The organism is bacterium (assembly GCA_030690305.1).
Taxonomy (GTDB): Bacteria; Patescibacteriota; Minisyncoccia; order Phycocordibacterales; family JAGLPS01; genus JBBUCK01.
Genome location: JAUYHB010000006.1, coordinates 62,286 through 89,013, shown reverse-complemented (window position 1 = coordinate 89,013; position 26,728 = coordinate 62,286). Strand labels below are relative to the sequence as shown.

The following is a 26,728-nucleotide window of genomic DNA, read 5'->3' as shown; positions in this document are numbered from 1 at the left end:
TATACTAAGAAACAAAAGAATGGACGTTACGGGACGATTTACTCAGGCGTTTGAGGACTATTCCGATGCTCTTTTCAGGCATTGCTTCTTTCGTATTGGCGACAGGGAACGTTCGCTTGAACTTGTCCAAGAGTCGTTCACAAAGACGTGGAATTACGTCGCCCAGGGGAAAACCATCGATGATTTCAAACCTTTTCTTTATCGAGTGTTAAACAATTTGATTATCGACGAATACCGAAAAAAGAAAACGACATCCCTCGATGAATTTCTTGAGCGGGAAGACGCTTCCGAAGGGGACATCCCCGATTTACACAGTACGGGAGAAATGGAACAGGCGGAAATTCGCTTTGACGGGATACGGCTCCTAAAGGCACTCAAGACGCTTCCTGAAAAGTATCGGGAAGTCGTGACGATGAGGTACATGGACGGTTTCTCGCCAAGGGAAATTGCCGAACTTATCGGAGAAAATGAAAATGTCGTTTCAGTCCGCATCCACAGAGGGCTTTTCAAATTACGCAACGCGATACAATTATGAACAATTTCGAAAAACAACTTCATACGATAGGACAAACAATCCGCATGACGTCTCAGGAAAAAGGACATATGAAGGCGGTTCTTGAACATTCCATACGTACCGCACCTGTAAAAAAAGAAAATCTTTTGCGTCCCGAAAACCGGTGGCCAAATAGTTTTTTCTTTCTCTTGCTCAGAAATCCCATGCCCATCGCACTCATTCTCGCGCTTGTTGTCGGGGGCGGTGTGTCCTTTGCCGCCGAAGGTTCTCTGCCCGGAGATTTGCTGTACCCGGTCAAAGTATCTGTGAACGAAGAAATAAAACAAACTCTCACTTTTTCTTCCGAAGCGAAAGCACAATGGGAAAGTGAGCGAGCCGAACGGCGCCTTGTTGAGGCGGCATCGCTTTCTGCGGAAGGGAAACTAAGCGCGGCAAATGAGCAAAAAATTGCGGAACAATTTGAAAAACACGCTCAAAAAGTCGCTGAGAGGGTAAAAGAATTTGAGGAACGGGACCCCGAACGAGCGAGTGAGGTCACTTCACGCTTTGAAACATCGCTAGAGGCCCATGAGGAAATTCTCACCCGCTTGTCGTTGCGCAACAGCGATGATGAAAATGACTCAACGGGGAGGATGCTTGCTGTTGTAAGGGAGAATAGGGAAACCGTCAACGCTGTTCCCGCGGCTGCTTCGGTCAATCTTCGGGTGGCTGTAAAAATAAACGAAGACTCTCTTGCGTTATCTTCCAGCCCGGATGATTCATCGGATGGTTCAAAAGAAGCAGTAAAAGCAGCGGATGTTAAAGAATCCTCTGTTTTGAGAATGCTGAAATTGGCGGAATCAAAATCGCACGATGTGTCAAAAATCATACAAAAATTTGAAACATCCCTTTCCACTTCAACTATGACTCAGGTAAAAGCCGATTTCGCCACGGTAACCGAGGGGATATCCGCCGGAAAATCTTTTCTCAATAATAAAGAGTACAGAGAGGCGTTTGCTGAACTTCAAAATGCGTTTAACCTCGCGTACAGGCTTGAGATTCTCTTGAGAGCGGAACAAAAACATAAATTACAAATTTTTCCTTCCATCCTTCCGATACCCGCTGAGGAAGATGATAATAATAGTACTGCCACATCTTCCGTTTCTTCTTCCTCCCGTGTAAACACGTATCTTCAAAAAGAGGCGGATCGAATGAAGGAAAAAGCCGATATCGCACTTACGGAAGCACGATTAAAGTTGTCGGAGAAAGTTTTGCGCATAACCGGTATTACGGATAAAGCACAAAATTTGATTGCCGAAGCGGAAAACACCTCGGTTCAGGCGGAGGTCGCGTATGCGCAAGGCGATTACACAAGTGCCTTGCGATTGTGGAATATTTCATACGCAAACGCGAAAACCGCATCCGGACTTCTCTCAAATATGTTTCAGTCCGACAGCGAGAGTGGGGTACGCGGCTCCGATGATTCTCACAACGATGAAGTAAAAATTGAAAGCGAAACGGAAATTGAAATCGAGACAGAAGGCTCGGAGGTAAAAACGAAAAGCGGTATACAAATAAAAGTTTTTTAGATTATTACGACAAGCGAGGAGCGCGTGGACAATTCCGATTGTACACAGCGTCCGAGTCGAAGTCGTAACAAAGGGTTTAATACCCCGCCCCTCTGGGACGGGGAGAGAGCGAGTCTTCGAGCACCAAATGGGTGCAGGGCTTGCCCTGCGGTTAATACCCTTTATTGCGGAAATTTTTTGTCCTCGCACCCGTGTGTTACAATACAATCGTTATGACGGACAAGGAACCATGGTACGGGAATAAAATAATGCTTGCCGCTCTTGTCACCGGAGTAATCGGGACAGTCATTATTTCTTTAAATATTATTATCATACTTGCCCTGAGATAACAGGGGAATAAAAAAGTTTTAGCATGATATCCAGAAAAAATCTTGCATTGTTTCTTTGTTTGGCCCTGTTCGCATCGGTTGTCATTGCGCTTGTGGTGTTTCAAAACAAAAAATATGTCCCTATTCGAAGTTTTGAAGAGTGTGTAAAAGCGGGTTATCCGGTGCTTGAATCCTATCCGCGTAAATGCAAAGCGCCAAATTCCGAATTCGTGGAAGATGTTGGAAATGAAATTGAGAAACAGGACATTATCCGTGTATCGGTACCGCGTCCCGGGGATTCAATCAAAAGCCCTCTGACCATAAGCGGAGAAGCAAGAGGGTATTGGTTCTTTGAGGCCTCTTTCCCGATACATTTGTTTGACGCATCGGGAAATAAAATCGCTACCGCAATCGCAACCGCTCAGGGTGAATGGATGACTCAAGATTTCGTGCCATTCAAGGCGGTATTGACCTTTAATTCCGTTCCGACCGAGCGCGGAATGCTTATTTTCGAAAAGGATAATCCATCGGGGCTTTCCGAAAATGCCGATGAACTTCGCATGCCGGTGGAATTTAGCGCCAAGGCTGTTTCTTCCGACACGCCGAAGGAATGCCTCCCGACCGGTTGTAGCGGACAGATATGCGCGGATGAGGATGTTGTTACAACGTGCGAATGGACGGAGCAATACGCCTGTTACCAGGATGCCCAGTGCGGGCGGCAAACAAATGGGAAATGCGGATGGACGCAAACGTCCCAATTAACATCATGTCTGGATAATGCACAGTAAAAGCCTATGGATGCCGTAACAAGAGCCGATACTTTCTTTTTTGTAACCACAGTTGCGGTCGTAGCGGTTGCCCTTATTGTTGTGGTGGCGCTTTGGTATGTGATAAGAATTTTGGCCGACATACGTGGACTTTCCAAGAAAATAAAAGACGAAGGAAGTGAGGTCGTTGAAGATGTTCATTCATTGCGTGTAACAATCAAGAAAGAGGGTAAAAAAACAGGGGACTTTCTTACCCGCATTTTGGGCTTACAAAGTAATAAAAAAACAAAAAACAAAAAATAATATGAATAAAAAAAATAACATCGGTCTTGGTATCGCAGTCGGTTCGGCTCTTGCGGCTACAGCCGCAGCTTATTTTTTGTATGGCGCAAAGGATGCAAAAAAAAGACGGGCTAAAATACGAGGATGGGCGCTTAAGGCCAAGGGAGAAGTCCTGGAAAAACTTGAAGTGCTTACCGACATCAACAAGGATACGTACCAAACAATAGTGAAACAAATTCTTTCCCGTTATAATAACGCAAAACACATCGGTAAAGAGGAAATCGCCGACCTTGAAAAAGAGCTGGGAAACTACTGGAAACACTTAAAAAAGGAAATGGAAGCGGAAGGTAAAAAAGCAGTGAAAAAAGTGCGCAAAAGTGCAGTAAAGATAGCCAAAGCGGGGAAATAATTTTAGGATTACGATTTTTCTCAAACCCTTCCCTCTGCCCGTTAAAGCGAGACAACATTTTTTACAATGTTCGCAGGAAAATTTGCTTGGTTTGGCCTTGGGCCAAAAATTTTACGAGTTTAGCGAACCTGCCGCAGGAAGCAGGTGAGCGCTTTGTAAAAAATGTTGCTGAGTGATTTTTAGCGCGTATCTTTAAGACGAAGCGCTGGTCCGATTGCAAGTAATATGACTCCTACAAGGACGAGGAAAATGAACCGGTAAGGAAGTGTGCTGAGTGCGAGAGCCGCAATGAGAGGTGCCACGATATAAGAAATTGGGCGTGTCATGCGGAACACGCTGATGGCGTCATAATCGGTGGCATTGACGTGTTTGAAGAAATAACTTTCCGTCATAATTTCAACCGCACTTGCTCCGACGCGCGTGAGGAATAACACAATTGCCCAAAGAACGAAAGAGGCCGTGGAAAGGTATGTAACGAGTGAAGTAGCGGCCGCCATTATGGCAAGTCCGGCAACGAGTATTTCTTTTTCTCCCAAAAACAGGTCGGCAATTTTTCCCAACGGCAATTCAAACAAAAGAAAAGGCAAAAGCATGAAAGTGAACAGAAGCCCAAGTTTGTCCCATGAAAAACCTATGTACGAAGACAGGTATATCGGGACATAAATAATCATCCATGCGTAAAAAATCTGCAACACAAGGTTAACAATGAATATATTTCTTAGATTCTTGTCTTTCCGATACCGCTCCATTTCTTTGGAGAAACTTATCACGCGTGTTGTATTGGAAAATCCTTTCAGTTTTTTCCTTATAAGGCTGAAGGCGGGGAAGAGGAACAGGAGAGAAAGCAGATACACCGCTCCAAAATCTCCCCGTGGAAGAAGAAATGCAACTACCGAGGGAGCGATAACCAGCGCCGTATTTGAAAGGGTAAGATACAATCCACGAATCCCCCCCGTCTCGCCCTCGCTCCCGGAGTATTTTTCGACAAAAATATCAAGACAAAAGCTGACCATGCCTATGACCGCTATATGAATGAGAAAAAATGTGGCGGCAAATGTCGGTACAGACGCAAATGACAGCCCAAGAACGGCTACTCCCTCAAGCGCTATGAATCCAAGCACCAGTCTGTAGTTGCCGATGAGGTTAAGAAGATATGGCGCGACAAGAAGAAGTACAAGGTTGATGACGGAACCCGCGGTATACAGAGTCCCCACAGTCTTCTCGGTCACATACAAATTGAGAAACGAGGAGTTGATGTAGAGAATAAGGAAATAGTGAAAAGACAATAGCAAGTTTGCTATGTACACAGCGGAAAGAGAGTCATTCGTCTTCCGAAAAAACGGGAAATTCATACGTGATTAATTGTATCGCGGAAAGAAATCCAAGAGAAGTTACAGTCCCAGAACGACGGGAATGACAATCGGGGTCTTCGCCGTTTTTTGGTACAAAAATCCGCTTACGGTTTCGGTGATGTTTTCCTTGAGGTAATCGAAGTCTATAGGGTGCATTCCGTGTGTTGTCTCTTCCACGGTTTTCTTGATAATCAAACGCGCCTGCTGAAGCAGTTCCTGGGATTCACGAAGATAGACAAACCCGCGCGAAATGATATCCGGGGATTTTCGGAGTTTTCCGGTCTTTAAGTTAATAGTCGCGATAATGACGAACATTCCGTCCTGGGAGAGCGACTTTCTGTCCCTAATGACAACTTCTTGCGTGTCTCCGACGGCGAATCCGTCAACCATCATAAGAGTCACGGGTGCTTTCTCTTTATGAACGATTACCTTCTCTCCTTTCTCGAAATCAATCAGCATTCCGTTGTCCGGAATAACGATGCGGTCTTTTGAAAGTCCGGCATCCATAACCGCCTGCGCGTGGCTGCGAAGCATTGAGTGATAGCCATAACCGGGCATAAAGAATTTCGCATTTACCTTCTGGTTTATCCAAATGAGTTCGCCGGTATTTCCATGTCCCGTGGAATGAACATCCGAGGCGCGATAGTGAATGATTTTTCCGGCGCGACGGTATAAATTGTCTTTTAATTTCTGCACATCAAGTTCATTTCCAGGAATAACGGAAGAGGACAAAACAACAGTATCGCGTTCATTAAGGATAACGGTCTTGTGCTTGTTTGTCGCGATACGCATAAGGGCGGCAAACTCTTCGCCTTGCGCTCCCGTCGCAAGAATGACAACTCTGTCGGGAGGATAATTGCCTATGTCTTCAACGGGTATAATTGTGCCTTTTTTTGTTTTCAAAAGATTTTCGTACTGGGCAATCTCAAGATTTGTCTTGATGCTTCTTCCTTCCGTAACCACTTTTTTGCCGTATTTCTCGCACGAGTCGATAATGTGGATCATACGGTCGAACTGTGAAGCAAACGTACCGATAATGAGACGACCCCTTGCCTCCTTGATTATTTTCTCGATATTTTGATTAACTATTCTTTCGGGAATGGAAAAACCGCCTTTTTCCGCGTTTGTGGAATCGGCAATGAGCAAAAGATTTTTTCCCTTACTTATTTTTTCAAATGTTTCCGTTTCTTTTTCCGTAGGGATGCCGTCTTCATGTTCAAGTTTCAGGTCTCCGGTGATGACGATATTCCCGTGAGGCGTTTCTATTACGGCTCCCATTGAGCCGGGGATAGAGTGCGTAACGGGGAAGGGTGTGAGATGTAATTTCCCAAGTTTCGTGCGCTCCCACGGAGCAATAACTCTGATGTTGAGAGCGGGAAGGTGGGGGAACTCTTCCTGTCTTTTCTTTATCATCATGGCGCTCAACTCTGCCGTGTAAATAGGCGGATTACCTATGCGGTCCATGATATAAGGAATTCCTCCAATGTGATCGAGGTGGCCGTGCGTAATAAAAACTCCACGGATTTTTTCTTTCCGTTCCTCAAGATATCTGGTGTTAGGGAGAATGTAATCAATTCCGGGCGCGTCTTCTCCGCCGACGAACTGAAAACCGACGTCCGAAACAATGATATCGTCCTGTGTTTCGACAACGAGCATGTTTTTCCCAACCTCTTCAAGGCCGCCGAGAGGAATGATGCGCACAAAATTTTCTCCGACTTCAGGGAGTTTGGGTTCTTTTTTTGAAGGTCCCGTCTCTTTTCTTCTGATTATTTGTGTAATGGGAGCTTTTCGTCCCGTTCGTCTGTGGGCGGAAGGTCGTCTGTGATGTTGCGGACGGGAAGATTGCGCGTTCCCGGCATGAGGGGTATTCCCACCATGAGGCGTATTTCCGGCGTAAGGTGCGCTCCCGGCATGATATGGTCGTCGGTGAGGACGTCCTTGGGTTCTTGCATCTCTTGAAGCGCCGAAGGGAGAGGCGCCCGAGGCGTTTCCTCCCGAATGTGTGTGTTGATCAGTCATAAATATTAATTGTTAGTGTTTATATTTGCGAATTTTTTTCCCGAACGAAAAACTCCCATACTTTTTCCGTACGCACATACCAATTATGTACATCAAGGAAACGTTCGCTCGGAACGGTAATTTTACCGAGGTCTATGTTTTTAATTTTGTCCGAAACTATATAAATAAAATCAGGGGAGTACACAAACACGGCGGGAATATCCTTTTTAATTTCCGCCTCGAATTTTTGGTATTTTTCGACACGCTCAACCGGATCAAGCACCGTTCGCGCTTCATCAAGAAGTTTGTCTGCTGTAATGTTTGCGTACAGGGCTATATTTAAACCGGGATCGTTTCTCTGCGATGAATGCCAAAAAGGAAACAAGTCCAGGTCCCGTCCGACGATTTCCCCGAACAATAGCGCGTCATATTTTCTCGGACGAATGATATTTTGGTTCAAATCTCCGGATTCGAAAATCTTAATATCCACGGAAACACCGATGTTCGCCCATTCCTCCTTTATAATTTCCGCGGTCTGTTTTAGCTCTGCCACGTCGGAAGTGGAAAGAGAAAACTGCAAAATTTGCCCTTTCTTTTCCATAAAACCGCTTTCACCGATTTTCCATCCGTCCTTTTCGAGTATCGCCTGCGCCGCGGTCGTTCTGTCGGTAGTTGTGGCAATTTTCTCACTTGCTTCCCGTATGTATTCCGGAGGTATTGGGCTGTCAATTGCGGAGCCGTATCCTTTGAGTACTTCCCCGACGATTCGTTCCTTGTTTAAGCCGACATTAAGGGCTTTCCTGATTTCCTTATTTACAAAAAGCGTTTGCTGATTTTGATTGAAGAAAATACCGAATACTCTCGGAAGAATGGAGGTTTTTGCAGTCGCTCCCTTTTTCCCCAGCACATTTTCGGTGGCAGCCGGTGAAATCCCGTTGATAGCATCAACGGCGCCTTGTCTGTAGGCTTCAATGAGCTCGGTTTCATTGGAGTAAAATTTCATTACGATTTCCTTTATATATGCTTCTCCGAGCGTATATCGTCTGAAAGACGTAAGGTGATAACGGACAGGGAGCCCTCCCGAATTCCTTTTGATTGCCGTTACCATATACGGCCCTGAACCGATTGGTTCCACGTTGAAACTACTGAAAGGGAACTGTTCCGCGGAGGCGCTGCTCCACACGTGCTTTGGAAGAATCCCCATAGTGGCATTTTCAAGGAAGGGGGCATACGGCTGTTTAAGCACAAAACTGATTTCCTTTTCTCCATTGACCTGCACTTCAACCCCGTCCCAACTCGCGCGTCGCGCACTTTTTAGAAAAGGGTCTTGGGCTTTTTCTACCGTAAACTTCACATCTTCCGCCGTGACCGGGGTACCGTCATGAAAATAAATATCTTTCTTTAAAACGAATGTGTACATCCTTCCATCGGGGGAAATCGTATAATATTCGCTCAAGTCGTTTATCAGTCTGCCGTCCGGGGTTGCTTTTAAAAGCCCGGAGTATACAAGAGAAGTCAGATCTTTGTCAGTTTCCGACGTTGCGAGCAGGGGATTGATAAAGCGCGGCAGCCCTATTACACCCTCGCTCATACTCCCGCCGGACGCTGGTATTTCAACCAAAAATGCGCTATTCACCGAAGAGGCAAGCATTATACTTGTCACAACACACACGGTGGCAAGAAAAATAAAGAGAAGACGTTCGGTAAGGGAGAAACGTTCCATAAGAGCCTGGACATAGTGAGTCACCGGCGCCTTTTCCTCTTTATCAGAAAGGATTGGTTGGTAAAAATCTTTGTTCACGAATATTAAAGAGGGTAATTCCGGAAACGAGCGCGTATACCGCGTTTTTTAAAAGTTCCGGAATATTCTATGATATGAGAGCTATAAATGTGGAAATAATAAATAAGATCGCGACAACAATTGTCCCGTTAAAAAGCAATTTTTCAAATCCACGTCTTGCATAGCGAGTGGAAGAAAATCCGTCAACGCCAAACGCACTCCCGAGACTCGCTTCAGATCGTTGGAGCAGAATGCCCCCGATAAGCAAGATGGCAAGGAGAATTTGTGTGAACGGCAATACTGCGGCAAAATCCATTACAAAAGACTATATCAGATGCGTGGCAATTAATCAATCCCCGCGCCCATCTGAGGAATTGACACATTGTGGATATGTCATACAATACAAACACTAAAATTTAACTGGAATATCAGACAAAATTATGAAAAAACAATCTTCGACAGACTCATATCAGGCAATTATGCCCTTGGGAGACAGAGTACTTGTAAAACCCCTTACCTCCGATGTAAAAAAAACGGACTCGGGAATTATCATTCCTGAAACCGTCGATAAAGAAAAACCGGAGCAGGGCAAAGTGATTGCTGTGGGAGAGGGGCGGTATGAAGACGGAAAACTCGTACCGATGCGGGTGAAAAAAGGTCAAAAAATCGTTTTTTCAAAATACGGATATGACGAGATAAAAATAAACGGAGAAGAGTTTTACATCATAGAAGAGAAGAACATTTTAGCGGTTGTAAAAGAATAATCATTGTAAAAAACTATGGCAAAACAAATTCTATTCAGCGAAGATGCACGAAAATCACTCAAACGCGGAGTGGATGCCGTAGCTGACGCGGTCAAAATTACCATCGGGCCCCGCGGCAGAAATGTCGTTTTGGACAAAGGCTATGGCGCGCCCATGATTACAAACGACGGTGTGTCTATCGCCAAAGAAATTTCTTTGGCCGATAAATTTGAGAATATGGGTGCCGAAATAATCAAAGAAGTTGCCACAAAAACGAATGATACGGCAGGCGACGGAACAACCACCTCGGTTATCATCACTCAAGCGCTTATTTCGGAAGGAATGAAACATACGACCATGGGGGTTAACGCTATGGGAGTGCGCGCCGGAATTGAAAGTGCCGCCAAAGAAACGGTTGCCGCCCTGAAAAACATCGCCAAACCCATCAAATCAAAAGAAGAAATACAACAAGTTGCCACAATTGCCGCGGAATCGGCGGAAATAGGAACGATTATCGCCAATACAATAGAAAAAGTGGGCAAAGACGGGGTAGTGACCGTTGAAGAATCACAAACTTTCGGTGTTGACTCCGAAGTTGTTGAAGGGATGCAGTTCGATAAAGGGTATGTTTCGCCATACATGATTACGGATGCCGAACGGATGGAAGCTGTATACAAAAACCCCCTTATTCTCGTCACCGACAAGAAAATTTCGGCTATCAAAGAAATTCTTCCGCTTCTTGAAAAAGTCTCTCAGGCGGGTGGAAAAGATATTGTTATTATTGCCGAAGATATTGAGGGTGAGGCGTTGACGACATTTATTCTCAATCGTTTGCGCGGCACATTTAATGTTCTTGCCATCAAAGCTCCGGGATATGGCGATCGGAAGAAAGAAATGCTTCAGGATATTGCCTTGACCATTGGCGCCAAAGTTGTTTCGGAAGAGTTGGGAATAAAGCTTGAAAACGCGGACCTTAATGTTCTGGGCCGCGCGACGAAAGTGATTTCAAAGAAAGACGAGACGGTTATTGTCGGAGGAAAAGGGAAAAAGGCGGAAATCGAATCCCGTGTTGCCCAAATAAAAACCCAAAGGGAACAAAGCGACTCAAAATTTGATATTGAAAAGTTGGATGAACGAATCGCTAAATTATCCGGGGGGGTGGCGGTCATCCGTGTAGGTGCCGCTACAGAAACCGAAATGAAATATCTCAAACTTAAAATTGAGGATGCCGTTGCCGCGACCAAGGCCGCCATTGCCGAAGGGATAGTGGCCGGCGGGGGAAGCGCTCTGATCCGGGCCGCAAAGAAAATTTCCGGGAAAAAGGCATTTACGACCGAGGCGGAAAAAATCGGCTGGGAAATACTGCGAAAATCCCTTGAAGCACCTCTCAAGAACATTGCCATGAATGCGGGCAAGGAAGATGGTTCGGTAATTATTGAAAAAATACGAAATGCCGAAGGCGAAAACGCCGGTTATGACGCTCTCAATGATGTGTTTGTTACCGATATGTTCAAAGCCGGAATCATCGACCCCGTAAAAGTTACCCGAACCGCGGTTGAAAATGCCGCGTCAGGCGCCGCCATACTTCTTACGACCGAGGCGGCAATAGCCGATGCGCCCAAGGAAGAAAAAACAGGAACTCCAAATATGCCCGACATGGGCGGAATGGGATACTAAAAACAGATGCCTCTCCGGTAAGGTTTGTGTTACAATAGGGACGATTTAGTAAAATTAATTTCTCTACAATTATATGGAAATTTTCTTTATACCACTCGCCGTTCTTGCCGCTCTTCTTGTGTGGTTTGCGGGTGCCTATAACGGTTTCGTACGGCTTATTACTCGGGCAAAAGAAGCTTGGGCGGACATCGATGTCCAACTTAAGCGTCGTTACGACCTTATTCCCAACCTTGTAAATACCGTCAAAGGCTATGCCGCGCATGAATCAAACACCTTTGAGAACGTCACAAAAGCGCGGGCAGCGGCAATGGGCGCACAAAACATAGAAGAAAAAGGAAAGGCGGAGAATGTGCTCACCGGCGCCCTCAAATCCTTGTTTGCGGTTGCGGAAGCGTATCCCAATCTTAAGGCGAACGAAAACTTTCTTGAACTTCAGAGAGAATTGTCGGATACGGAAAATAAAATTCAGGCGGCACGCCGTTTTTATAACACGAACGTCCGCGACTTAAACATTGCCGTCGATTCTTTTCCGAACAATATTATCGCAAACTTTTTCAAGTTTACGAAAATGGAATTCTTCAACCTTGGGGAAGAGGCGGCAGCCAAAAATCCCGTTGAAGTAAAGTTTTAAACCAAAATGAAAAGGAGAGAAACATTCAAAACTCTCTTTAGCGATACCTCTGTCAAAATAAAGAAAATTGTCAGTCCGAAGTCCTTTCGGAGCGCCATCTTTACACAGAGCGACAACGAGTTTGTCTTCATGCTCAAAGGAAGCGCAACCCTTTCTGTCGGTGGTAAGAAAGTTTTCTTGAGAAAAAACCATTCGCTTTTTATCCCGAAAAAAACCGCACACCGGATTCTTTCCACTTCCGCGGCAACGAAAACCGAGTGGCTTGCCATCCATATAAAATAACCATGGCTTCGCTGTATACCAATCAAGATAGCAACGTACGAAAAACCTGGGCTCTGATGGGCGTCTTTTTTCTCATTATTATCGCTATCGGCTGGGCGTTTTCTGCCGCGTATAATGCTCCGGAGATTCTTTATATCGCGGTTGTTATAAGTCTCTGTATGAACGTCGGAAGCTATTGGTATTCCGACAAACTGGTGATTGCAATGACGGGGGCGAAACCTGTTTTCAAAAAAGATAATCCCGATCTATGGAATATAGTTGAAAATCTTTCCATTACGGCGGGACTTCCGATGCCGAAGGTCTATGTTGTCGATGACCAAGCGCCGAACGCATTTGCAACGGGACGTGACAAAGAACACGCGGTTGTCGCAGTAACGACAGGACTGCTCTCTGTTCTCAATCGAACCGAACTTGAGGGGGTGGTCGCTCACGAACTTTCTCACATTGGAAATCGCGATATTCTCATATCCACCATTGCGGTTGTTCTTGCCGGTTTTATTGCCATTCTTTCCAACATGTTTTTACGCATGGCCCGATTTGGCGGGAGCCGGAACAATAGGAACGGTGGAGGATTACAGGCCATAGGACTTATTGTCGGTCTTTTGCTCGCCATCCTCGCTCCCATAGCGGCAACACTTATCCGGCTTGCTGTTTCCCGAAAGCGCGAATTTCTGGCGGATGCATCCGGCGCATTGCTTACGCGTTACCCTGAAGGTCTTGCGAGTGCTCTGGAAAAGATAAGCCGATACGGACAGCCGATGCAACGGGCCAACGATGCGACTGCGCATCTCTTTATTTCCAATCCGTTCGGTTCTTCGAAGGGCTTGCACGCGCTTTTCATGACCCATCCGCCCGTTGAAGAACGCACTAAGGCACTTCGTGAAAGTTAATTATGGAAGCAACATTTAAAACAGAAATTTCTCCCAAAATAACCGTTTTCGACAGAATACTCCGAAAAACCCTCTTGAAATTGATACCGTATACCGTAACTCCTAACGCGGTTACGGTATTTCGCTTCATGACCATTCCGTTTGTTGTGTATTTTTTATACAACGAATTTTATTTTTATGGCTCTATTCTTTTTTTAATTTCCGCTCTCTCCGATGCCGTTGACGGCGCACTTGCCCGGACCAGAAACCAGATTACCGAATGGGGGAAAATGTATGACCCGTTTGCGGACAAACTGCTTGTTGTTTCAAGCACTCTCATTTTGCTTCTGCGATACACGCACGCGTTTCTCGCTTGGGCGATTGCCATACTTGAGCTTTTCATTGTTATTAGTGCCGTCTATCGGAGAATGGTCAAACACATTCCCGTTCAGGCTCATGTTACGGGAAAGATAAAAATGGTTTTACAGTGTGTAGGTCTTTGTACCGTTCTTTTGTACGTTCTCACTTCGGTGCCAATTCTATTTTCTTTCGGCATATTTACCCTTTATCTCGCTCTTTTCTTTGGCTTCATCAGCCTTTTTGTGTATTATTCTGCGTAAAGCAAGGAGACGTCGCATAGTTGGTCTGGTGTTGAAATGCGAGTTATCATAGCATTTCAAAGACGCAGGCACGACGGTGCCGAGTCGGGGTCGCGAAAATTTTTAGTAAAAAATTATTTGTGACCGAGCTTGAAAAATGGAGGGTTCGCATAGTGGTCTAGTGCGCACGCTTGGAAAGCGTGTGTGCCGAAAGGCACCAAGAGTTCGAATCTCTTACCCTCCGCAATGATTCACGAGTATGTCTGAATGACATTCGAGTGGAACATCAATGCGTGAGGGGTGGAGATGAGAAAGACGCAGGCACGACGGTGCCGAGTCGGGGTCGCGAAAATTTTTAGTAAAAAATTATTTGTGACCGAATCTCGCCGTCTCCGCCATAACGGTTTTTTATGTTAAAATCTTAAAAATTAGAGAGTCATAAAATAATACAAACATGAAAACCAATTTAATTATTCTAGGCGCTGTCGCCATTATAGTAATCGGAGGGGTGGTATTTTTCGCCAATCAAAATATTGCGCCTACGGACGAGGGAACTCCGATAACTACGGGCACAAACGATGAGCCTCTTCCGGTTTCCGATTCCAATGATTCCACGCCGACTCAAGGAAATACCCAGAATACGAACACTGATGAACCCAAGGCCCAAGGATTCACCATGGCCCAGGTTGCAACTCACTCCAATATCTCAAGTTGTTGGACGGCAGTACGCGGGAAAGTCTATGATTTGACCTCTTGGATTCCGCAGCACCCGGGAGGACCCGATAAAATCTTGAAATTGTGCGGGAAGGATGGGACGGAAACATTCGTCGGTCAGCACGGCGGAAGCGCTCAACAGGAAACCCAACTTGCCAAATTCTACATAGGTGACCTCATCCAGTAAAGGAGCCTTGCCCTTTGTTGTTGTCGCTCGCTCGGTAATAAGAAAATTATGAATTTACTCATTACTCTCACTCGCTAAACAATAACATGCAAAAATTCGCTCCCGTTGTCGTTCGTATCGGCGTAAGCTTGGTTTTTTTGTGGTTCGGTTTCTCCCAAATAGGTAATCCATCAACGTGGTTTGGGTTTTTGCCCGACTGGATACCAATGTCTTATCAGACGATTTTTATCTACATAAACGGTGGTTTTGAAATTGTCTTCGGGACGCTACTTCTTTTAGGCGTGTTTACGCGAGTAGCGGCTCTGCTTCTTGCTCTGCATCTTGCTGGAATCGTTGTCACAGTCGGCTACAGTGCCATAGGAGTGCGGGATTTCGGTTTAACACTCGCGACCCTCTCTGTTTTTCTTCACGGTCCTGACGCTTTTACAATAGATTCACGAAGCCGCCCGTCTTAAGGGAGAAGTTCGGTTATCAACACCTTTACGTATCGTACAGTGATGCTACATTTAGTTTGTAATGAAAATCATACGGCAGCAAGGTTTGAAATTGATGTGTCATTAATTATCAAAACGTTACGAAAATTCAGATTCAAAATGTAGGAACTTTTAGGCAGTATTAATACCATAAACACAAATGAACAATGAATTCTGGGGTTACCATCTAATTTTAGATTGTGCGCAGGGCGACAGGTCTAAAGTGTCGGACAAGAAAACAATAAAAGCCTTTATTGAGAAGTTGGTTCCATCCATAGGCATGAAGGCCTACGGTGAGCCGATGATTGAGCATTTTGCCACACATGCCCCCAAAGCAGCAGGGTATTCTTTGGTGCAGTTGATAGAGACAAGCGCAGTGACAGGGCACTTTTCCGATATGACCGGTGATTTTTATCTTGATGTTTTTTCTTGCAAACAGTTTGACTCAAAAAAAGCACAAGAAGTCGTCAATCTTTATTTCGCGCCGCAACAAATGCGTGTAACTTTTTTGACAAGGCAAGCATGAGCACCCGAATGAGAAGTTTTACAAAGGGAGTAATGTGGCAGATGATCGGAGTGGTCGTTACGCTTTCAGTTGTGTATTTATTTACTCAAAATATTGGAATCACAGCAAGTATCGGTGCCCTTGAAGTTTTTTTTAAGATCATTCTGTATTATCTGCATGAAAGACTATGGGACGGAATTGAATGGGGAAAAACAAAAAGCGGACAATAGTCCGCTTTTTGGTCGTTATATACTATATAGGTTATGAGTATCTCCCGTCTTACGGTGTTTTCTCTGATAATCCTGTTTTTTTCTTTTCTTGTTTTCCTGTTTTTCTCCAATCCGGTACAGGCCCCGACTTTAACAACGATTTCTATCGGTTCCGCGGAAATTAACGTGGAAATCGCACGCAGTACCGAAGAGCTTCTGCGGGGACTTTCGGGGAGAAAAAACATAGACGGGGGAATGTGGTTTATTTTTCCCAAAGACGACTACTACGGCATCTGGATGAAAGAAATGCTTTTCCCCTTGGATATTATTTGGGTAGGGAATGACTTTACCATTGTCCATATTGAAGAAAACATTTCTCCCGACTCGTTCCCTCACACATTCAAACCGTCAGTCAAAGCGCGCTATGTACTCGAAGTTCCCGCCGGTTTTGCGGCTCAACACGGGGTGCAAAAGGGAACCGCTGTGGAATTTTTTGAGAGGTAGGAGACTCGTACGTTTGTTGTTATACTAAAAGAGTTATCAATCTAATCCAGAAGAAAGTATATGAGCGAAAAAGTACGCGTAGCCATTAACGGAGCCGGACGCATCGGCAGAGCATTCCTCAAAATCGCTCTCAAAAGGGAAGAAATGGAACTCGTGGCCATAAATGACCTGGGAGATGTTTCCAATATGGCGTATCTTCTCAAATATGACACTGTATATGGCGTCAACCCTTCTTCAATTTCGGTAAGTCAGGACGGGAAAAAAATCGTTATCGATGGCAAGGAAATTTTATGCCTCTCCGAAAAGGACCCGGGCAAGTTGCCATGGAAGGACCTTTCCATAGATGTTGTTGTCGAATCGACAGGATTCTTTGCTTCGTACGAAAAAGCTCGCGCACACATTTCTGCTGGCGCAAAACGAGTCGTTATTTCAGCTCCGGTTAAAGAAAATCCGAAGGATGAAAGTGAAGCTACTGTTCTCATGGGCATTAACGACGACTCTCTTAAAACATGCGAGGTCAGTTCAAATGCATCGTGCACAACCAACGCCGGCAGTCCCGTCATCCAAATTCTTCACGAAACGATAGGAATAGAAAAAGCTCTGCTTAACACCGTCCACGCATATACCGCCACACAATCTATTGTTGACTCTCCGGGAAGCAAAGATTTCAGAAACGGCCGGGCTGCGGCGCAAAATATTATTCCCGCTTCAACAGGCGCGGCGATTTCTACCACCGAAGTAGTCAAAGACCTTAAGGGACTTTTTGACGGCATTGCGATTCGTGTACCCGTTGCCGCGGGTTCGATTGCCGATATTACATTTATTTCAAAACGCCCGACTTCTGCGGAAGAAGTAAACGATATTTTCAGAAAAGCGGCAAAAGAAAAACGCTGGCAAAATATTTTTACCGTAACCGAAGACCCGATTGTTTCTTCGGATATTTTGGGCAGCCATTACGCTTCAATCGTTGACCTCGCGCTTACCCGCGTTGTTGGAGGAAATCTCGTAAAAGTGCTTGCGTGGTATGACAATGAAGTGGGGTATACATATACACTTGTCGAGCATGTGATAAAAACAGGGCATTTTGCCAAATAGACATGAAAATTGCTCTCGCAACCGATCACGCCGGTTTTGAACTTAAAGAAAAACTCAAATTGGTTCTTGAAAATGAGGGGCACACAATTACCGATTGCGGGGCGTTTGAGTTGAATAAAGAAGACGATTATCCGGAATACATCGCTCCCGCGGCCCAAGCGCTTGTGGGCGGCACAGTGGACCGCGCGATCATTCTCGGGGGTTCCGGGGAAGGCGAGGCAATGGTTGCCAATCGTTTTCAGGGAGTCCGAGCAGTGGTTTATTACGGAGGCAATGATTCCATAATCAGATTAAGCCGTGAGCATAATGATGCGAATGTTCTTTCTCTCGGTGCCCGCTTTCTTTCCGAAGAAGAAGCGCGGATAGCGGTACTCACATGGCTCGCACTTCCGGGACCGACCGAAGAACGCCACATTCGCCGTGTAAGAAAGGTTGACGGCATTGTTTCTCATTAAAGCCTATGCGCGAAATTATTCCGGCCATCATACCAAAAGATTTTTACGACTTGCAGGCAAAAATGTCTCTTGTCCGCAAATTCGTTCCTCTTATCCAGATTGACGTCATGGATGGCAAACTGACTCCCGAGCCTTCCTGGCCATACAACGTCTCATACGACAAAGACTTTCAGGAAATCGCAAAAGAAAAAAAGGGCTTTCCTCACTGGGAAGGAATGGATTTTGAAGCGGACCTTATGGTTCTCAATCCTTTTACCCTATGGCAAGACTGGTTTAACGCAGGGGCAAAGCGCATTATTTTTCATATCGAATCAAAAACCAACTGGCCTCTTTTGATTGAAGAGTTTAAAAAACATTCGGTTGGAAAAGATTTGCCTTTTTATACTGAGATTGGATTTGCCATAGATATCGGTACGCCGAACGAAGTGCTCTCACCCATAATTGTCGATGCGGATTTCGTGCAGTGCATGGGTATTGAGCATATCGGATTTCAGGGAGAGCCTTTTGATGAACGGGTTATAGAAAAAATCAAACAGATAAAAAAATCTTATCCCGAAATACTTATATCTGTTGATGGGGGAGTAAGTCTCGATTCGGCCGAAAAACTCATTTCGGCGGGCGCAGACCGCCTTGTTGCCGGTTCGGCCATATTCGGAAGCGAAAATGTAGAGGAAACTATAGAAGAGTTTCAAAATCTGTTAAAATAAGAAGTATTCACATACGTGAATGCTTCTCGCTACGTCTTCACTTGCGGATTATGAGGATAGGACTTTCATAATGCCGCTCGCTTGCCGTAGTAGACTCATATGACCGAAATCACCGACTCCACAATTAAGCGATTGGAACTCAAGGCGAACGAAATTCGTCAATCGATAATCAGAATGCTTGTTGAAGCCGGTTCGGGACATACCGCCGGCCCTTTGGGCATGGCGGATATTTTTACCGCTCTTTATTTTCACATTCTTAAACACGACCCGAAAAATCCGAAATGGGAGGAGCGCGACAGGCTCGTGCTTTCAAACGGGCATATCTGTCCCGTACTCTACGCGACAATGGCGCATGCGGGATATTTCCCCCTGGATGAGCTTAAGACATTAAGAAAATTCGGAACCCGGTTACAAGGGCATCCTCATCGTGAATATTTGCCATTCCTTGAAAACAGCTCCGGTCCCCTCGGGTCGGGTCTCTCTCAAGCCGTTGGCATGGCCCTTGCCGACAGGATCGATAATGGAAAAACTTCACAGCGATACATTTACTGCCTATTGAGTGATGGGGAACATGATGCGGGAAATATGTGGGAGGGGGCGATGCTTGCGGGCAAAGAAAAACTCCGTAACCTCATTGCCTTTGTGGACCGTAATAATATCCAAATTGACGGCTTTACCGAAGACATCATGCCCCTTGAGTCATTGCGTGCAAAATGGGAAGCGTGGAACTGGCACGTATTGGAAATCGATGGACATAACTTTGAAGAAATTATTGACGCGGTTAACGAAGCCAAAGCCATTTTTGAAAAACCCAGTGTGATTATTGCTCACACAATTCCAGGAAAAGGTGTTGCCGAATTTGAACGAAAGTATGAATGGCACGGAAAACCGCCGAATAAAGAAGAGGCGCAAAAAGCGCTGGCGGAACTTCGTACTCTCGGCGGGCGCATTCGCAGTGAACACGAATAGTTCGGCTATGCTTACTATAAATAAAAATGCTTAATCCCGATTTAAAACTTAATGTAAAAATGTTCGATAAAGATGTCGAACAAATTCCCATCCGAAAAGGATTTGGAGAGGGACTTTTAGCCGCGGGAGAAGCCGACACTCGTGTGGTCGGTTTGTGCGCGGACCTCACGGAATCAACTCAAATGCATTTTTTCAGAAATAAATTTCCCGAACGATTTGTTCAGATCGGTGTTGCGGAGCAAAACCTTGCCACCGTCGCATCGGGTATGGCGGCTATGGGAAAAATTCCTTTTATAAGTTCCTACGCAATGTTTTCACCTGGACGAAATTGGGAACAAATCAGAACGACTATCTGCTATAACGACCGCAACGTAAAAATTGCCGGCTCGCACGCGGGCATATCGGTGGGTCCTGATGGCGGTACGCACCAGGCAATAGAAGACATTGCCTTAACGCGTGTTATTCCTCGTCTTACCGTTATTTCTCCGTGCGATGCGCTGGAAGCGAAAAAGGCCACTTTGATTGCGGCGCAGATTGACGGTCCGGTGTATATCCGTCTTGCGCGCGAAAAAACTCCCGTTATCACCACCAAGGAAACCCCCTTTATTCTTGGGCGCGCTCAAACTTATTTTGTCCCCAAACACGGAAACGATGCCGTTGTCGGAATCGTTGCGACGGGAGCACTTTTGCATAGCGTGCTGCAGGCGGCAAAATTTCTTGAAGAGAAAGAGGGGGCTGACGTAAAAGTAATAAACCTCTCAACCGTTAAACCGCTTGATGAGGACAGTATCGCTCTTTTGGCTGAGGAAACGGGCGCACTTGTTACCGTTGAAGAACACCAGATACGCGGGGGTATGGGGAGCGCTGTTGCGGAATCCGTTTCAAAACATCATCCCGTCCCTATTGAATTCGTGGGCGTCGACGATCATTTCGGTCAATCGGGCACTCCCGAAGAGCTGATTAAGCATTATGGGATGGATACCGAATCGATAATAAAAGCCGTCCGCAAAGTGATTAAGCGTAAAAAATAATAATGGTAATCACTCCTCGTTGCGACAGGTGCAAACAAGAACTTAAAGAGTTTGGAGGAATTCTTTTGAGCCCACCTGATGAACAAAACAAAGTGAAAAAATTTCACTTGTGTAAGAATTGTTATGAGTTTGTTGTCCACGGAATAACTGATTACTAATTGTAATGACTAAAAAAACGACCTTTGCAATACTTGCAAAGGTCGTCTGACACATCATGTTTTCTCGGCTAACTTCTTTCTAACGAGAAGACCAACGAGAAGAAATGGAGAAAAACAAGACACTAATACAAAACTTATAAGTCCTAAAACATCCCGGCCTACTACAATTAGAACACCTAAACTCAAAAAGACACCTATAATGAACAAAGGAGCTCCAACTACGGACCTTACATCAATTTCCCAAAAGTCAACATAGTCTTGCAGTTTTTTAATTCTTTCTTCCCCTAATCCCTTCAGATTGCTTCGAGACTCTATTTTCTCTGCAATAAAGTCAGACAGTTTCATTATCAACAAACCCATAGTGGCTATCACTACACCTGTACAGCACAAGAAAAACGATAACGACATTTCGCTCCTCCTTTTTTACAAATTAAACAAGCCAAGATATTGAAATCTATGTATATACAAACAGATTTTACACGTAGAGTCAAGCAGTGTTTTTCTCTTTACGAGATTTTTCGGGGTGCGTAATCGGGGGGGGCAATTTTCAGATAATTTTCAAGAGTCTCTCGGGTCAAGAGTCCTTTTTGAGCTCCGATTTCCTGCACAACCGACATTGAATTTATAGGAGCCCATGAAAGCGCTTCCGGTATAGTTTTCCCCAATATCATAGCGCTTGTGAATGTAGAAGCGAATGCATCCCCCGCGCCGGTTCTTTCGTAGGCTGGTTTGGGATCCGGGTAGGTGGGCATAAACCAGGCGGTCTCTCCATCATAAACGTATGCACCCTTGCGTCCGTCGGTGATTACCATAATTTTTGGCCCCAATTCGCGCATTTTTTTCAATAGGGGAAAGATTTCGATTTCTTCCGTAAGCGACAGTATTCGTTTTGCTTCATCGACGTTGCAGAAAAAGAGATATGATAATGAATACAACTCTTGAAGTTTTTTATATCCAAGTCTTATTTGAAACGTCCCGGGCTGAAAAACAAGCTTAACCTCAGGGTGTCCCTTAAGGTATTCGGCAATTTCTTCCTGGTAGGGCAGGGAATTTTCGGCAAGAGAACTCAAATAAATCCATTTCGGTGTTTCAAACTGCGGCAAAACGTACTCATACTCCTGGTGTTTAACAAGGATGGTTCGTTCATCTTCGTACCATAGTACATAGTGGTAATTTGTTTCTCTTCCTGAGTGAGTGGTGATATATGTCGTGTCAACGGCATTTTGCTTCAACTCCTCAAGGCATCCTTCGCCGTTCTCATCGCTTCCGATATCGGATATAAAGGCGGTTTTTAAACCAAGCCGCGAGGCGGACACCACGGCATTGGCGCTATTTCCCACGGCTCGCACAACTTCCACGAATTCATACGGAATCTTGTCTCCGAAGCGAAACGAAAGAAGGCAGTGCTCTGTGTTGAGGTCGCAATTGACGGATGCGTCCCTGATGCGTATGAACGCGTCGGATACCACGTCACCGATAGCAATGAGGTCAAAGGATTTTGACATATAAAAAATTATAGCATGGTGGTGCGCGGATGCGTGGTAAAATAAGAGAACCGTTAACAGCAAAATAATATGGATTATTCCAAACAGATAAAAGAATTTTTTAAAGGAGAGGTGTTGCAGGATGAAGCAACACTCGCCACGTACAGTGTAGACACAAGCCTTATCAATGTACGGCCAAAACTGGTCGTATTTCCCAAAGACACGGAGGACATAAAGAATCTTGTGCGATTCGTAAACGAACACAGAAAAGAGGACCCAACCCTTTCAATAACCGTCCGTGCGGCCGGGACCGATATGTCGGGCGGGCCGCTCAATGAATCGATTATCGCCGATGTGAGTAAACACATATCGGGTGTCCCCTCGGTTAATACGGTGACTCGGACGGTTAAAGTATTGCCAGGGACATTTTATAGGGACTTCGAAAAAGAAACTTTTAAGCATGGTTTGTTGCTTCCGTGCTACCCAGCCTCAAAAAATCTTTGCGCCATCGGCGGGATGATAGGGAATAATTGTGCCGGTGAGAAAACACTTGTATACGGAAAAATGGAAGATTACATAGAGTCGCTTAAAGTCGTGTTTGCGGACGGCAATGAGTACGAAGTGCGGCCACTGTCCAGAGACGAACTGCAAAGAAAAATGAGCCAGGGGGATTTTGAGGGCGATGTATATAAAAAAATATATGAACTGATTGAGCAGAATAAAGAAGCAATAATGGCGGCGAAACCGAAGGTTAAAAAAAATTCCTCGGGTCTGTACCTGTGGAATGTGTGGCAAGGAGAAAAATTCAATCTCTGTCGTTTAATTGTCGGTTCCCAAGGAACACTTGGTATTGTAACGGAGGCGACATTAAATCTCGTACCGACAAAAAAACACTCGCTTCTCTATGTCATTTTCCTCAACGATTTAAAACCGGTAGCGCCTCTGGTAAATGAACTTTTGAAATTCCAACCTGAAAGCCTTGAATCCTACGACGACCACACCCTTAAATTGGCAATCAGATTTCTTCCCGGAATCTGGAAATCAATGAAGGCAAAAAATTTCTTAAAGTTTATATTAAGTTTCCTTCCCGAAGTCGGAATGGTTTTAACGGGTGGTCTGCCAAAACTTGTCGTACTGGCCGAATTTGCAGGCAATGATAAAGACCAGCTTGAGGAAACTCTTAAAAAAGTCGAGGAGCAAATAAAAAAATTCCATCTCAAAACCCACATTACCCGCTCTCCCGAAGAAGCATCGAAGTACTGGACCATTCGTCGGGAAAGTTTCAATCTTTTACGCCAGCATGTCCATGGCAGACGCACCGCAGCATTTATTGACGATATAGTTGTAAATCCGGAACATCTTCCAGAATTTTGGCCTAAGTTGATGAAACTGCTCGATGACTACAAACTTGTCTACACCGTTGCCGGTCATGCGGGAAGCGGGAACTTCCACGTCATCCCTTTAATGGATATGAAAAAGGAAGAAAATCACAAAATTGTGATTGAACTTTCTGAAAAAGTGTATGACTTGGTCCTTGCGTATGGGGGTTCGATTACGGCCGAGCACAACGATGGCATCATACGGACGCCGTATCTCAAAAAAATGTTTGGCGAAAAGATACTTGCGCTCTTTCAGGAGACAAATCTTATCTTTGACCCGCTTGATATTTTCAATCCCGGCAAAAAAGGTGCGCGGGAAATCAAATACCTCAAACAGCATTTGGTATACATATAGTCTTTGTCAGTCTTCCTCCCAGTCAAAGTAAGTATTCTCTTTTGGAAAATCTTACGCAATCTCTCTTTTCGTGAGAGTGAGCAGTTTCTTTTTCAGAGACTAGCGACTGCGGCTGGCGGGAGCTCGAGGAATTTTCCAGTAGGAAAATATTCGTACTCTGGAAAAGAGACTGTGAACGTCCTTTACATTTCCAATTTCCCCGTTATAATAACCCCATTATTGCCTAGCGCAGCGAAATCCGCTTAAGGCGGACCAAGCGAGTAACGGCAGCAAAAATTCATATCTTTTATTTATGTTGACGTTGGAAGCACAAAAAAGAAATATCAAAACGGATAAAAATGAAACTCTCAGAGAAAAGGGTTTTATTCCGGCTGTCCTGTATGGTAAGAAAACACCCTCAACACCAATTACCCTTTCCCAGAAACAATTTCTTTCCATTTGGAAGGATGCTGGTGAGTCCACTGTTGTGTCCGTGAAAACTCCCGAAGGGGAATTTGAAGCTCTCATACACGATATTGATATAGATCCGGTAACGGACTTACCCCGCCACGCCGATTTTTACGTTTTTGAAAAAGGCAAAAAAATCGACGTTGATGTACCGCTTGAATTTGTCGGTACTTCCACTGCCGTTAAGGAACTCGGAGGCGTCTTGGTTAAGGTCTTATATGAGGTACATATTGAAGCTCTTCCGAAAGATTTGCCGCACAGTATAGAAGTCGACATTTCTTCTCTTTCGAATTTTGGAAGCCAAATAACCGCGAAAGACATCGTTCTTCCCGCCGGAGTCACCCTTCAAGAAAACCCGGAAGAAGTGATTGTTCTCGTGGATGAACCCAAGGAAGAGGTGATTGAAGAAACCCCGATGGATATTTCAGAAATTGAAGTTGAAAAGAAAGGAAAGGAAGCCAAGGAAGGCGAGGAAGAAGCCGTTGAAGGTGAAACCCCGGCTGTTGCCGAAAAGTCCGAAAAAAAGTCTGACAAAAAAGGGTAAGTTTTCTCTTTCCCATACGGTATAATACATAGGCATACGTCTATGTATTTTTTTCGTTTAATTTCTATTTCACTGTTTCTTTCCCTGGCAATTGTTTTTCCGGCATCCGCGCAGACTTCCGTAGACGAAGCGGTTGCCGCCCAAGAGGCGAAGTTGCGAGCGGAACTGGCCTCTCTTGAGGCGGAGATCAAAGCACAACAGGGGATTTTGAGTGAAAAACAAAAAGAGTCTGTTTCTTTGGAACGTGATGTTGCCATTCTTAATGCCGAAATCACAAAGGCGCAATTGAACATACGAGCGCAGAATATTCTTATTCAGCAATTAGGCAAAGACATCACTGTCAAAACAGCAACGATAAAAGAGCTTGAAGAGCATCTTGAACAAGGACGAGAGTCTCTTGCCGAACTTGTCAGAAAAACAAACGAAATAGATTCTTTTTCCCTTGCAGAGGTGATACTTGCGGGAGAAAATTTCTCAGATTTTTTTTCAGACCTCGACGCCTATTCTTCGGTTAAACGGTCTCTCAGTGAACGATTTGAGGAATTGCGGACAACAAAAATAATCCAGGAAACCGAAAAAAACACATTAAGCAGCCGGCGTGATAAAGAGACAGACATTAGAGCCGGTATAGAAGCAGACAAACGCTTGGTGGAGAAAAAAGAGAACGAAAAACAAGCCCTCCTCTCAATCAGTAAAAACCAGGAAAAGGCCTATGAAACGGTTCTTAAAGAGCGTGAAAAAAGGGCCGCCCAAATCCGTTCCGCCTTGTTCAGTCTGCGTGATACCGCAGCCATTCCGTTCGGGACAGCTCTCAATTATGCGAACGAAGCATATGCAAAAACCGGTGTCCGTCCTGCTTTTCTTCTTGCCATCCTGACGCAGGAATCGAACCTTGGTCAAAATGTCGGAACGTGCAACCGTCCCGGCGACCCGCCTGAAAAAAACTGGCGGGCGATTATGCCGGGACCGAATGATAAATCAAACCGCGACGATGAAACGAAGTTTCTTCAAATTACCGCAGAACTCGGTTTGGACCCTGATTCGATGCCTTTATCTTGTCCGTGGCAAGGAGGGTGGGGAGGAGCAATGGGTCCGGCACAGTTTATTCCTTCTACGTGGAGTATGTATAAATCACGCATAGCGGCTGCCATTGGCAAAAGCGTGCCTAATCCATGGGATCCCCGTGATGCTTTTATGGCATCGGCAATCTTTCTTTCCGATTTGGGGGCTTCCGAAGGCGGGTATACCGCCGAGCGCAGAGCCGCTCTCAAATATTATGCGGGCGGAAACTGGAACAAACCTCAAAACGCCTTTTATGGCGACGGTGTTATGCAAAAGGCCCAAAATATCCAGGAAACCATGATAGACCCGCTTAATCTTTAGCGGGTTGCGAGCCATTCTTTTCTTTGATATAGTGAGGCCTTATGAAAAAGGATATTCACGCGAAAAATTACCGACCCGTCATCTTTTTAGACGTTTCAAGCGGAACGCGTTTCCTTGTTTCTTCCACTGTGCAAACCGACAAAAAAGGAACGTGGGATGACAAAAAGGAATATCCCCTATACGAAGTTGAAATTTCAAGCGCTTCCCATCCGTTCTATACCGGCCAAGAAAAAGTTCTAGACATCGCAGGGCGCGTGGAACGATTCAAAGCCCGTGTTGCCGCATCAGAAAAGAAGACAAAGAAAGCTTCTTCGGGGAAAAAATAACTCACTACACGCCCGCTCCCAAGC

Annotated in this window: 31 protein-coding genes and 1 tRNA gene; 26 read left to right on the top strand and 6 right to left on the bottom strand. The window is 45.1% G+C overall.

Annotated elements, in window-relative coordinates:
• Nucleotides 1–19: 19 nt before the first annotated feature.
• The 5 genes from Q8O71_00485 to Q8O71_00465 all read left to right on the top strand — a co-directional run bounded on the left by Q8O71_00485 (nucleotide 20) and on the right by Q8O71_00465 (nucleotide 3,848).
• Nucleotides 20–535 carry an RNA polymerase sigma factor gene (locus Q8O71_00485; GenBank protein ID MDP2704870.1) on the top strand — a complete coding sequence of 172 codons (516 nt, stop codon included), beginning with the start codon at nucleotides 20–22 and terminating at the stop codon, nucleotides 533–535.
• Nucleotides 532–2,082, top strand: a complete 1,551-nt coding sequence (locus Q8O71_00480; GenBank protein MDP2704869.1) for a DUF5667 domain-containing protein — start codon at nucleotides 532–534, stop codon at nucleotides 2,080–2,082. The genes Q8O71_00485 and Q8O71_00480 overlap by 4 nt, the downstream gene beginning before the upstream one ends.
• 352 nt (nucleotides 2,083–2,434) lie before the next feature.
• The gene (locus Q8O71_00475) at nucleotides 2,435–3,178 is read left to right on the top strand and encodes a Gmad2 immunoglobulin-like domain-containing protein (GenBank protein MDP2704868.1); all 744 of its coding nucleotides are present in this window, start codon (nucleotides 2,435–2,437) and stop codon (nucleotides 3,176–3,178) included.
• Nucleotides 3,179–3,184: 6 nt separating this feature from the next.
• The gene (locus Q8O71_00470) at nucleotides 3,185–3,460 is read left to right on the top strand and encodes a hypothetical protein (GenBank protein ID MDP2704867.1); all 276 of its coding nucleotides are present in this window, start codon (nucleotides 3,185–3,187) and stop codon (nucleotides 3,458–3,460) included.
• 1 nt (nucleotide 3,461) lies between these two features.
• Nucleotides 3,462–3,848: a hypothetical protein gene (locus Q8O71_00465; GenBank protein MDP2704866.1), complete on the top strand. Its 387-nt coding sequence runs from the start codon at nucleotides 3,462–3,464 to the stop codon at nucleotides 3,846–3,848.
• Between the two features lie 179 nt (nucleotides 3,849–4,027).
• Here Q8O71_00465 and Q8O71_00460 read toward each other — a convergent pair whose 3' ends face one another.
• From Q8O71_00460 to secG, 4 genes are all read right to left on the bottom strand, one after another.
• Nucleotides 4,028–5,200 carry an MFS transporter gene (locus tag Q8O71_00460; protein ID MDP2704865.1) on the bottom strand — a complete coding sequence of 391 codons (1,173 nt, stop codon included), beginning with the start codon at nucleotides 5,198–5,200 and terminating at the stop codon, nucleotides 4,028–4,030.
• A gap of 39 nt (nucleotides 5,201–5,239) precedes the next feature.
• On the bottom strand, nucleotides 5,240–7,219 hold the full coding sequence (locus Q8O71_00455) for a ribonuclease J (GenBank protein MDP2704864.1): 1,980 nt from the start codon (nucleotides 7,217–7,219) through the stop codon (nucleotides 5,240–5,242).
• A gap of 19 nt (nucleotides 7,220–7,238) precedes the next feature.
• On the bottom strand, nucleotides 7,239–8,999 hold the full coding sequence (locus Q8O71_00450; protein MDP2704863.1) for an ABC transporter substrate-binding protein: 1,761 nt from the start codon (nucleotides 8,997–8,999) through the stop codon (nucleotides 7,239–7,241).
• A 67-nt stretch (nucleotides 9,000–9,066) separates the two neighbouring features.
• Complete coding sequence (gene secG / locus Q8O71_00445; protein MDP2704862.1) at nucleotides 9,067–9,294, bottom strand: preprotein translocase subunit SecG; 228 nt, start codon at nucleotides 9,292–9,294, stop codon at nucleotides 9,067–9,069.
• A gap of 124 nt (nucleotides 9,295–9,418) precedes the next feature.
• Between secG and Q8O71_00440 the strand changes: the two genes are divergently transcribed.
• The 17 genes from Q8O71_00440 (at nucleotide 9,419) to Q8O71_00360 (ending at nucleotide 20,628) form a co-directional block, all read left to right on the top strand.
• Nucleotides 9,419–9,742: a co-chaperone GroES gene (locus tag Q8O71_00440; protein MDP2704861.1), complete on the top strand. Its 324-nt coding sequence runs from the start codon at nucleotides 9,419–9,421 to the stop codon at nucleotides 9,740–9,742.
• A gap of 15 nt (nucleotides 9,743–9,757) precedes the next feature.
• Nucleotides 9,758–11,398, top strand: a complete 1,641-nt coding sequence (gene groL / locus Q8O71_00435) for a chaperonin GroEL (protein ID MDP2704860.1) — start codon at nucleotides 9,758–9,760, stop codon at nucleotides 11,396–11,398.
• 73 nt (nucleotides 11,399–11,471) lie between these two features.
• A complete protein-coding gene (locus Q8O71_00430) occupies nucleotides 11,472–12,029 on the top strand; it encodes a LemA family protein (protein ID MDP2704859.1) in 558 nt (185 codons plus the stop codon).
• Between the two features lie 6 nt (nucleotides 12,030–12,035).
• Nucleotides 12,036–12,311, top strand: a complete 276-nt coding sequence (locus Q8O71_00425; GenBank protein MDP2704858.1) for a cupin domain-containing protein — start codon at nucleotides 12,036–12,038, stop codon at nucleotides 12,309–12,311.
• 2 nt (nucleotides 12,312–12,313) lie between these two features.
• Nucleotides 12,314–13,201, top strand: coding sequence for a M48 family metalloprotease (locus Q8O71_00420; GenBank protein ID MDP2704857.1), 888 nt, complete (start codon nucleotides 12,314–12,316; stop codon nucleotides 13,199–13,201).
• 2 nt (nucleotides 13,202–13,203) lie between these two features.
• A complete protein-coding gene (locus tag Q8O71_00415) occupies nucleotides 13,204–13,800 on the top strand; it encodes a CDP-alcohol phosphatidyltransferase family protein (protein ID MDP2704856.1) in 597 nt (198 codons plus the stop codon).
• A 138-nt stretch (nucleotides 13,801–13,938) separates the two neighbouring features.
• Nucleotides 13,939–14,023: transfer RNA gene (locus Q8O71_00410), tRNA-Ser, on the top strand.
• A 210-nt stretch (nucleotides 14,024–14,233) separates the two neighbouring features.
• Nucleotides 14,234–14,680, top strand: a complete 447-nt coding sequence (locus tag Q8O71_00405) for a cytochrome b5-like heme/steroid binding domain-containing protein (protein ID MDP2704855.1) — start codon at nucleotides 14,234–14,236, stop codon at nucleotides 14,678–14,680.
• 86 nt (nucleotides 14,681–14,766) lie between these two features.
• Nucleotides 14,767–15,135: a DoxX family membrane protein gene (locus Q8O71_00400; protein ID MDP2704854.1), complete on the top strand. Its 369-nt coding sequence runs from the start codon at nucleotides 14,767–14,769 to the stop codon at nucleotides 15,133–15,135.
• A gap of 178 nt (nucleotides 15,136–15,313) precedes the next feature.
• Nucleotides 15,314–15,679: an S-adenosylmethionine decarboxylase gene (locus tag Q8O71_00395; protein ID MDP2704853.1), complete on the top strand. Its 366-nt coding sequence runs from the start codon at nucleotides 15,314–15,316 to the stop codon at nucleotides 15,677–15,679.
• Between the two features lie 32 nt (nucleotides 15,680–15,711).
• A complete protein-coding gene (locus Q8O71_00390) occupies nucleotides 15,712–15,888 on the top strand; it encodes a DUF2061 domain-containing protein (protein MDP2704852.1) in 177 nt (58 codons plus the stop codon).
• Between the two features lie 33 nt (nucleotides 15,889–15,921).
• Nucleotides 15,922–16,371: a DUF192 domain-containing protein gene (locus Q8O71_00385; protein MDP2704851.1), complete on the top strand. Its 450-nt coding sequence runs from the start codon at nucleotides 15,922–15,924 to the stop codon at nucleotides 16,369–16,371.
• A 60-nt stretch (nucleotides 16,372–16,431) separates the two neighbouring features.
• Complete coding sequence (gene gap / locus Q8O71_00380; GenBank protein MDP2704850.1) at nucleotides 16,432–17,466, top strand: type I glyceraldehyde-3-phosphate dehydrogenase; 1,035 nt, start codon at nucleotides 16,432–16,434, stop codon at nucleotides 17,464–17,466.
• Between the two features lie 2 nt (nucleotides 17,467–17,468).
• The gene (locus Q8O71_00375) at nucleotides 17,469–17,921 is read left to right on the top strand and encodes an RpiB/LacA/LacB family sugar-phosphate isomerase (protein MDP2704849.1); all 453 of its coding nucleotides are present in this window, start codon (nucleotides 17,469–17,471) and stop codon (nucleotides 17,919–17,921) included.
• Between the two features lie 5 nt (nucleotides 17,922–17,926).
• Nucleotides 17,927–18,628: a hypothetical protein gene (locus Q8O71_00370; GenBank protein ID MDP2704848.1), complete on the top strand. Its 702-nt coding sequence runs from the start codon at nucleotides 17,927–17,929 to the stop codon at nucleotides 18,626–18,628.
• Nucleotides 18,629–18,727: 99 nt separating this feature from the next.
• A complete protein-coding gene (locus Q8O71_00365) occupies nucleotides 18,728–19,597 on the top strand; it encodes a transketolase (protein MDP2704847.1) in 870 nt (289 codons plus the stop codon).
• Between the two features lie 26 nt (nucleotides 19,598–19,623).
• Entirely contained in the window at nucleotides 19,624–20,628 is a 1,005-nt protein-coding gene (locus Q8O71_00360; GenBank protein ID MDP2704846.1) for a transketolase C-terminal domain-containing protein, read from the top strand.
• 212 nt (nucleotides 20,629–20,840) lie between these two features.
• Here the strand turns inward: Q8O71_00360 and Q8O71_00355 are convergent, their stop codons facing one another.
• The gene (locus tag Q8O71_00355) at nucleotides 20,841–21,194 is read right to left on the bottom strand and encodes a hypothetical protein (protein MDP2704845.1); all 354 of its coding nucleotides are present in this window, start codon (nucleotides 21,192–21,194) and stop codon (nucleotides 20,841–20,843) included.
• Between the two features lie 98 nt (nucleotides 21,195–21,292).
• On the bottom strand, nucleotides 21,293–22,291 hold the full coding sequence (locus Q8O71_00350) for a carbohydrate kinase family protein (protein ID MDP2704844.1): 999 nt from the start codon (nucleotides 22,289–22,291) through the stop codon (nucleotides 21,293–21,295).
• Between the two features lie 69 nt (nucleotides 22,292–22,360).
• On the opposite strand from Q8O71_00350, the gene Q8O71_00345 reads away from it, so the two are divergent.
• The 4 genes from Q8O71_00345 to Q8O71_00330 all read left to right on the top strand — a co-directional run bounded on the left by Q8O71_00345 (nucleotide 22,361) and on the right by Q8O71_00330 (nucleotide 26,704).
• Entirely contained in the window at nucleotides 22,361–24,004 is a 1,644-nt protein-coding gene (locus Q8O71_00345; protein ID MDP2704843.1) for an FAD-binding oxidoreductase, read from the top strand.
• Between the two features lie 292 nt (nucleotides 24,005–24,296).
• Nucleotides 24,297–24,995 carry a 50S ribosomal protein L25 gene (locus Q8O71_00340; GenBank protein MDP2704842.1) on the top strand — a complete coding sequence of 233 codons (699 nt, stop codon included), beginning with the start codon at nucleotides 24,297–24,299 and terminating at the stop codon, nucleotides 24,993–24,995.
• A gap of 42 nt (nucleotides 24,996–25,037) precedes the next feature.
• Entirely contained in the window at nucleotides 25,038–26,378 is a 1,341-nt protein-coding gene (locus tag Q8O71_00335) for a lytic murein transglycosylase (protein MDP2704841.1), read from the top strand.
• Between the two features lie 41 nt (nucleotides 26,379–26,419).
• The gene (locus Q8O71_00330) at nucleotides 26,420–26,704 is read left to right on the top strand and encodes a type B 50S ribosomal protein L31 (protein ID MDP2704840.1); all 285 of its coding nucleotides are present in this window, start codon (nucleotides 26,420–26,422) and stop codon (nucleotides 26,702–26,704) included.
• Nucleotides 26,705–26,728: the final 24 nt, after the last annotated feature.

What these genes read in the sequence shown, in the direction of transcription:
- Q8O71_00400 (MDP2704854.1), top strand. Translation starts at nt 14,767, where the DNA reads ATGCAAAAATTCGCTCCCGTTGTCGTTCGTATCGGCGTAAGCTTGGTT.
- Q8O71_00370 (MDP2704848.1), top strand. Translation starts at nt 17,927, where the DNA reads ATGCGCGAAATTATTCCGGCCATCATACCAAAAGATTTTTACGACTTG.
- Q8O71_00335 (MDP2704841.1), top strand. Translation starts at nt 25,038, where the DNA reads ATGTATTTTTTTCGTTTAATTTCTATTTCACTGTTTCTTTCCCTGGCA.
- Q8O71_00345 (MDP2704843.1), top strand. Translation starts at nt 22,361, where the DNA reads ATGGATTATTCCAAACAGATAAAAGAATTTTTTAAAGGAGAGGTGTTG.
- Q8O71_00385 (MDP2704851.1), top strand. Translation starts at nt 15,922, where the DNA reads ATGAGTATCTCCCGTCTTACGGTGTTTTCTCTGATAATCCTGTTTTTT.
- Q8O71_00460 (MDP2704865.1), bottom strand. Translation starts at nt 5,200, where the DNA reads ATGAATTTCCCGTTTTTTCGGAAGACGAATGACTCTCTTTCCGCTGTG.
- Q8O71_00390 (MDP2704852.1), top strand. Translation starts at nt 15,712, where the DNA reads ATGTGGCAGATGATCGGAGTGGTCGTTACGCTTTCAGTTGTGTATTTA.
- groL (MDP2704860.1), top strand. Translation starts at nt 9,758, where the DNA reads ATGGCAAAACAAATTCTATTCAGCGAAGATGCACGAAAATCACTCAAA.
- gap (MDP2704850.1), top strand. Translation starts at nt 16,432, where the DNA reads ATGAGCGAAAAAGTACGCGTAGCCATTAACGGAGCCGGACGCATCGGC.
- Q8O71_00465 (MDP2704866.1), top strand. Translation starts at nt 3,462, where the DNA reads ATGAATAAAAAAAATAACATCGGTCTTGGTATCGCAGTCGGTTCGGCT.
- Q8O71_00470 (MDP2704867.1), top strand. Translation starts at nt 3,185, where the DNA reads ATGGATGCCGTAACAAGAGCCGATACTTTCTTTTTTGTAACCACAGTT.
- Q8O71_00355 (MDP2704845.1), bottom strand. Translation starts at nt 21,194, where the DNA reads ATGTCGTTATCGTTTTTCTTGTGCTGTACAGGTGTAGTGATAGCCACT.
- Q8O71_00415 (MDP2704856.1), top strand. Translation starts at nt 13,204, where the DNA reads ATGGAAGCAACATTTAAAACAGAAATTTCTCCCAAAATAACCGTTTTC.
- Q8O71_00350 (MDP2704844.1), bottom strand. Translation starts at nt 22,291, where the DNA reads ATGTCAAAATCCTTTGACCTCATTGCTATCGGTGACGTGGTATCCGAC.
- Q8O71_00480 (MDP2704869.1), top strand. Translation starts at nt 532, where the DNA reads ATGAACAATTTCGAAAAACAACTTCATACGATAGGACAAACAATCCGC.
- Q8O71_00475 (MDP2704868.1), top strand. Translation starts at nt 2,435, where the DNA reads ATGATATCCAGAAAAAATCTTGCATTGTTTCTTTGTTTGGCCCTGTTC.
- Q8O71_00455 (MDP2704864.1), bottom strand. Translation starts at nt 7,219, where the DNA reads ATGACTGATCAACACACACATTCGGGAGGAAACGCCTCGGGCGCCTCT.
- Q8O71_00375 (MDP2704849.1), top strand. Translation starts at nt 17,469, where the DNA reads ATGAAAATTGCTCTCGCAACCGATCACGCCGGTTTTGAACTTAAAGAA.
- Q8O71_00340 (MDP2704842.1), top strand. Translation starts at nt 24,297, where the DNA reads ATGTTGACGTTGGAAGCACAAAAAAGAAATATCAAAACGGATAAAAAT.
- Q8O71_00395 (MDP2704853.1), top strand. Translation starts at nt 15,314, where the DNA reads ATGAACAATGAATTCTGGGGTTACCATCTAATTTTAGATTGTGCGCAG.
- Q8O71_00420 (MDP2704857.1), top strand. Translation starts at nt 12,314, where the DNA reads ATGGCTTCGCTGTATACCAATCAAGATAGCAACGTACGAAAAACCTGG.
- Q8O71_00330 (MDP2704840.1), top strand. Translation starts at nt 26,420, where the DNA reads ATGAAAAAGGATATTCACGCGAAAAATTACCGACCCGTCATCTTTTTA.
- Q8O71_00405 (MDP2704855.1), top strand. Translation starts at nt 14,234, where the DNA reads ATGAAAACCAATTTAATTATTCTAGGCGCTGTCGCCATTATAGTAATC.
- Q8O71_00360 (MDP2704846.1), top strand. Translation starts at nt 19,624, where the DNA reads ATGCTTAATCCCGATTTAAAACTTAATGTAAAAATGTTCGATAAAGAT.
- Q8O71_00430 (MDP2704859.1), top strand. Translation starts at nt 11,472, where the DNA reads ATGGAAATTTTCTTTATACCACTCGCCGTTCTTGCCGCTCTTCTTGTG.
- Q8O71_00485 (MDP2704870.1), top strand. Translation starts at nt 20, where the DNA reads ATGGACGTTACGGGACGATTTACTCAGGCGTTTGAGGACTATTCCGAT.
- Q8O71_00425 (MDP2704858.1), top strand. Translation starts at nt 12,036, where the DNA reads ATGAAAAGGAGAGAAACATTCAAAACTCTCTTTAGCGATACCTCTGTC.
- Q8O71_00440 (MDP2704861.1), top strand. Translation starts at nt 9,419, where the DNA reads ATGAAAAAACAATCTTCGACAGACTCATATCAGGCAATTATGCCCTTG.
- secG (MDP2704862.1), bottom strand. Translation starts at nt 9,294, where the DNA reads ATGGATTTTGCCGCAGTATTGCCGTTCACACAAATTCTCCTTGCCATC.
- Q8O71_00365 (MDP2704847.1), top strand. Translation starts at nt 18,728, where the DNA reads ATGACCGAAATCACCGACTCCACAATTAAGCGATTGGAACTCAAGGCG.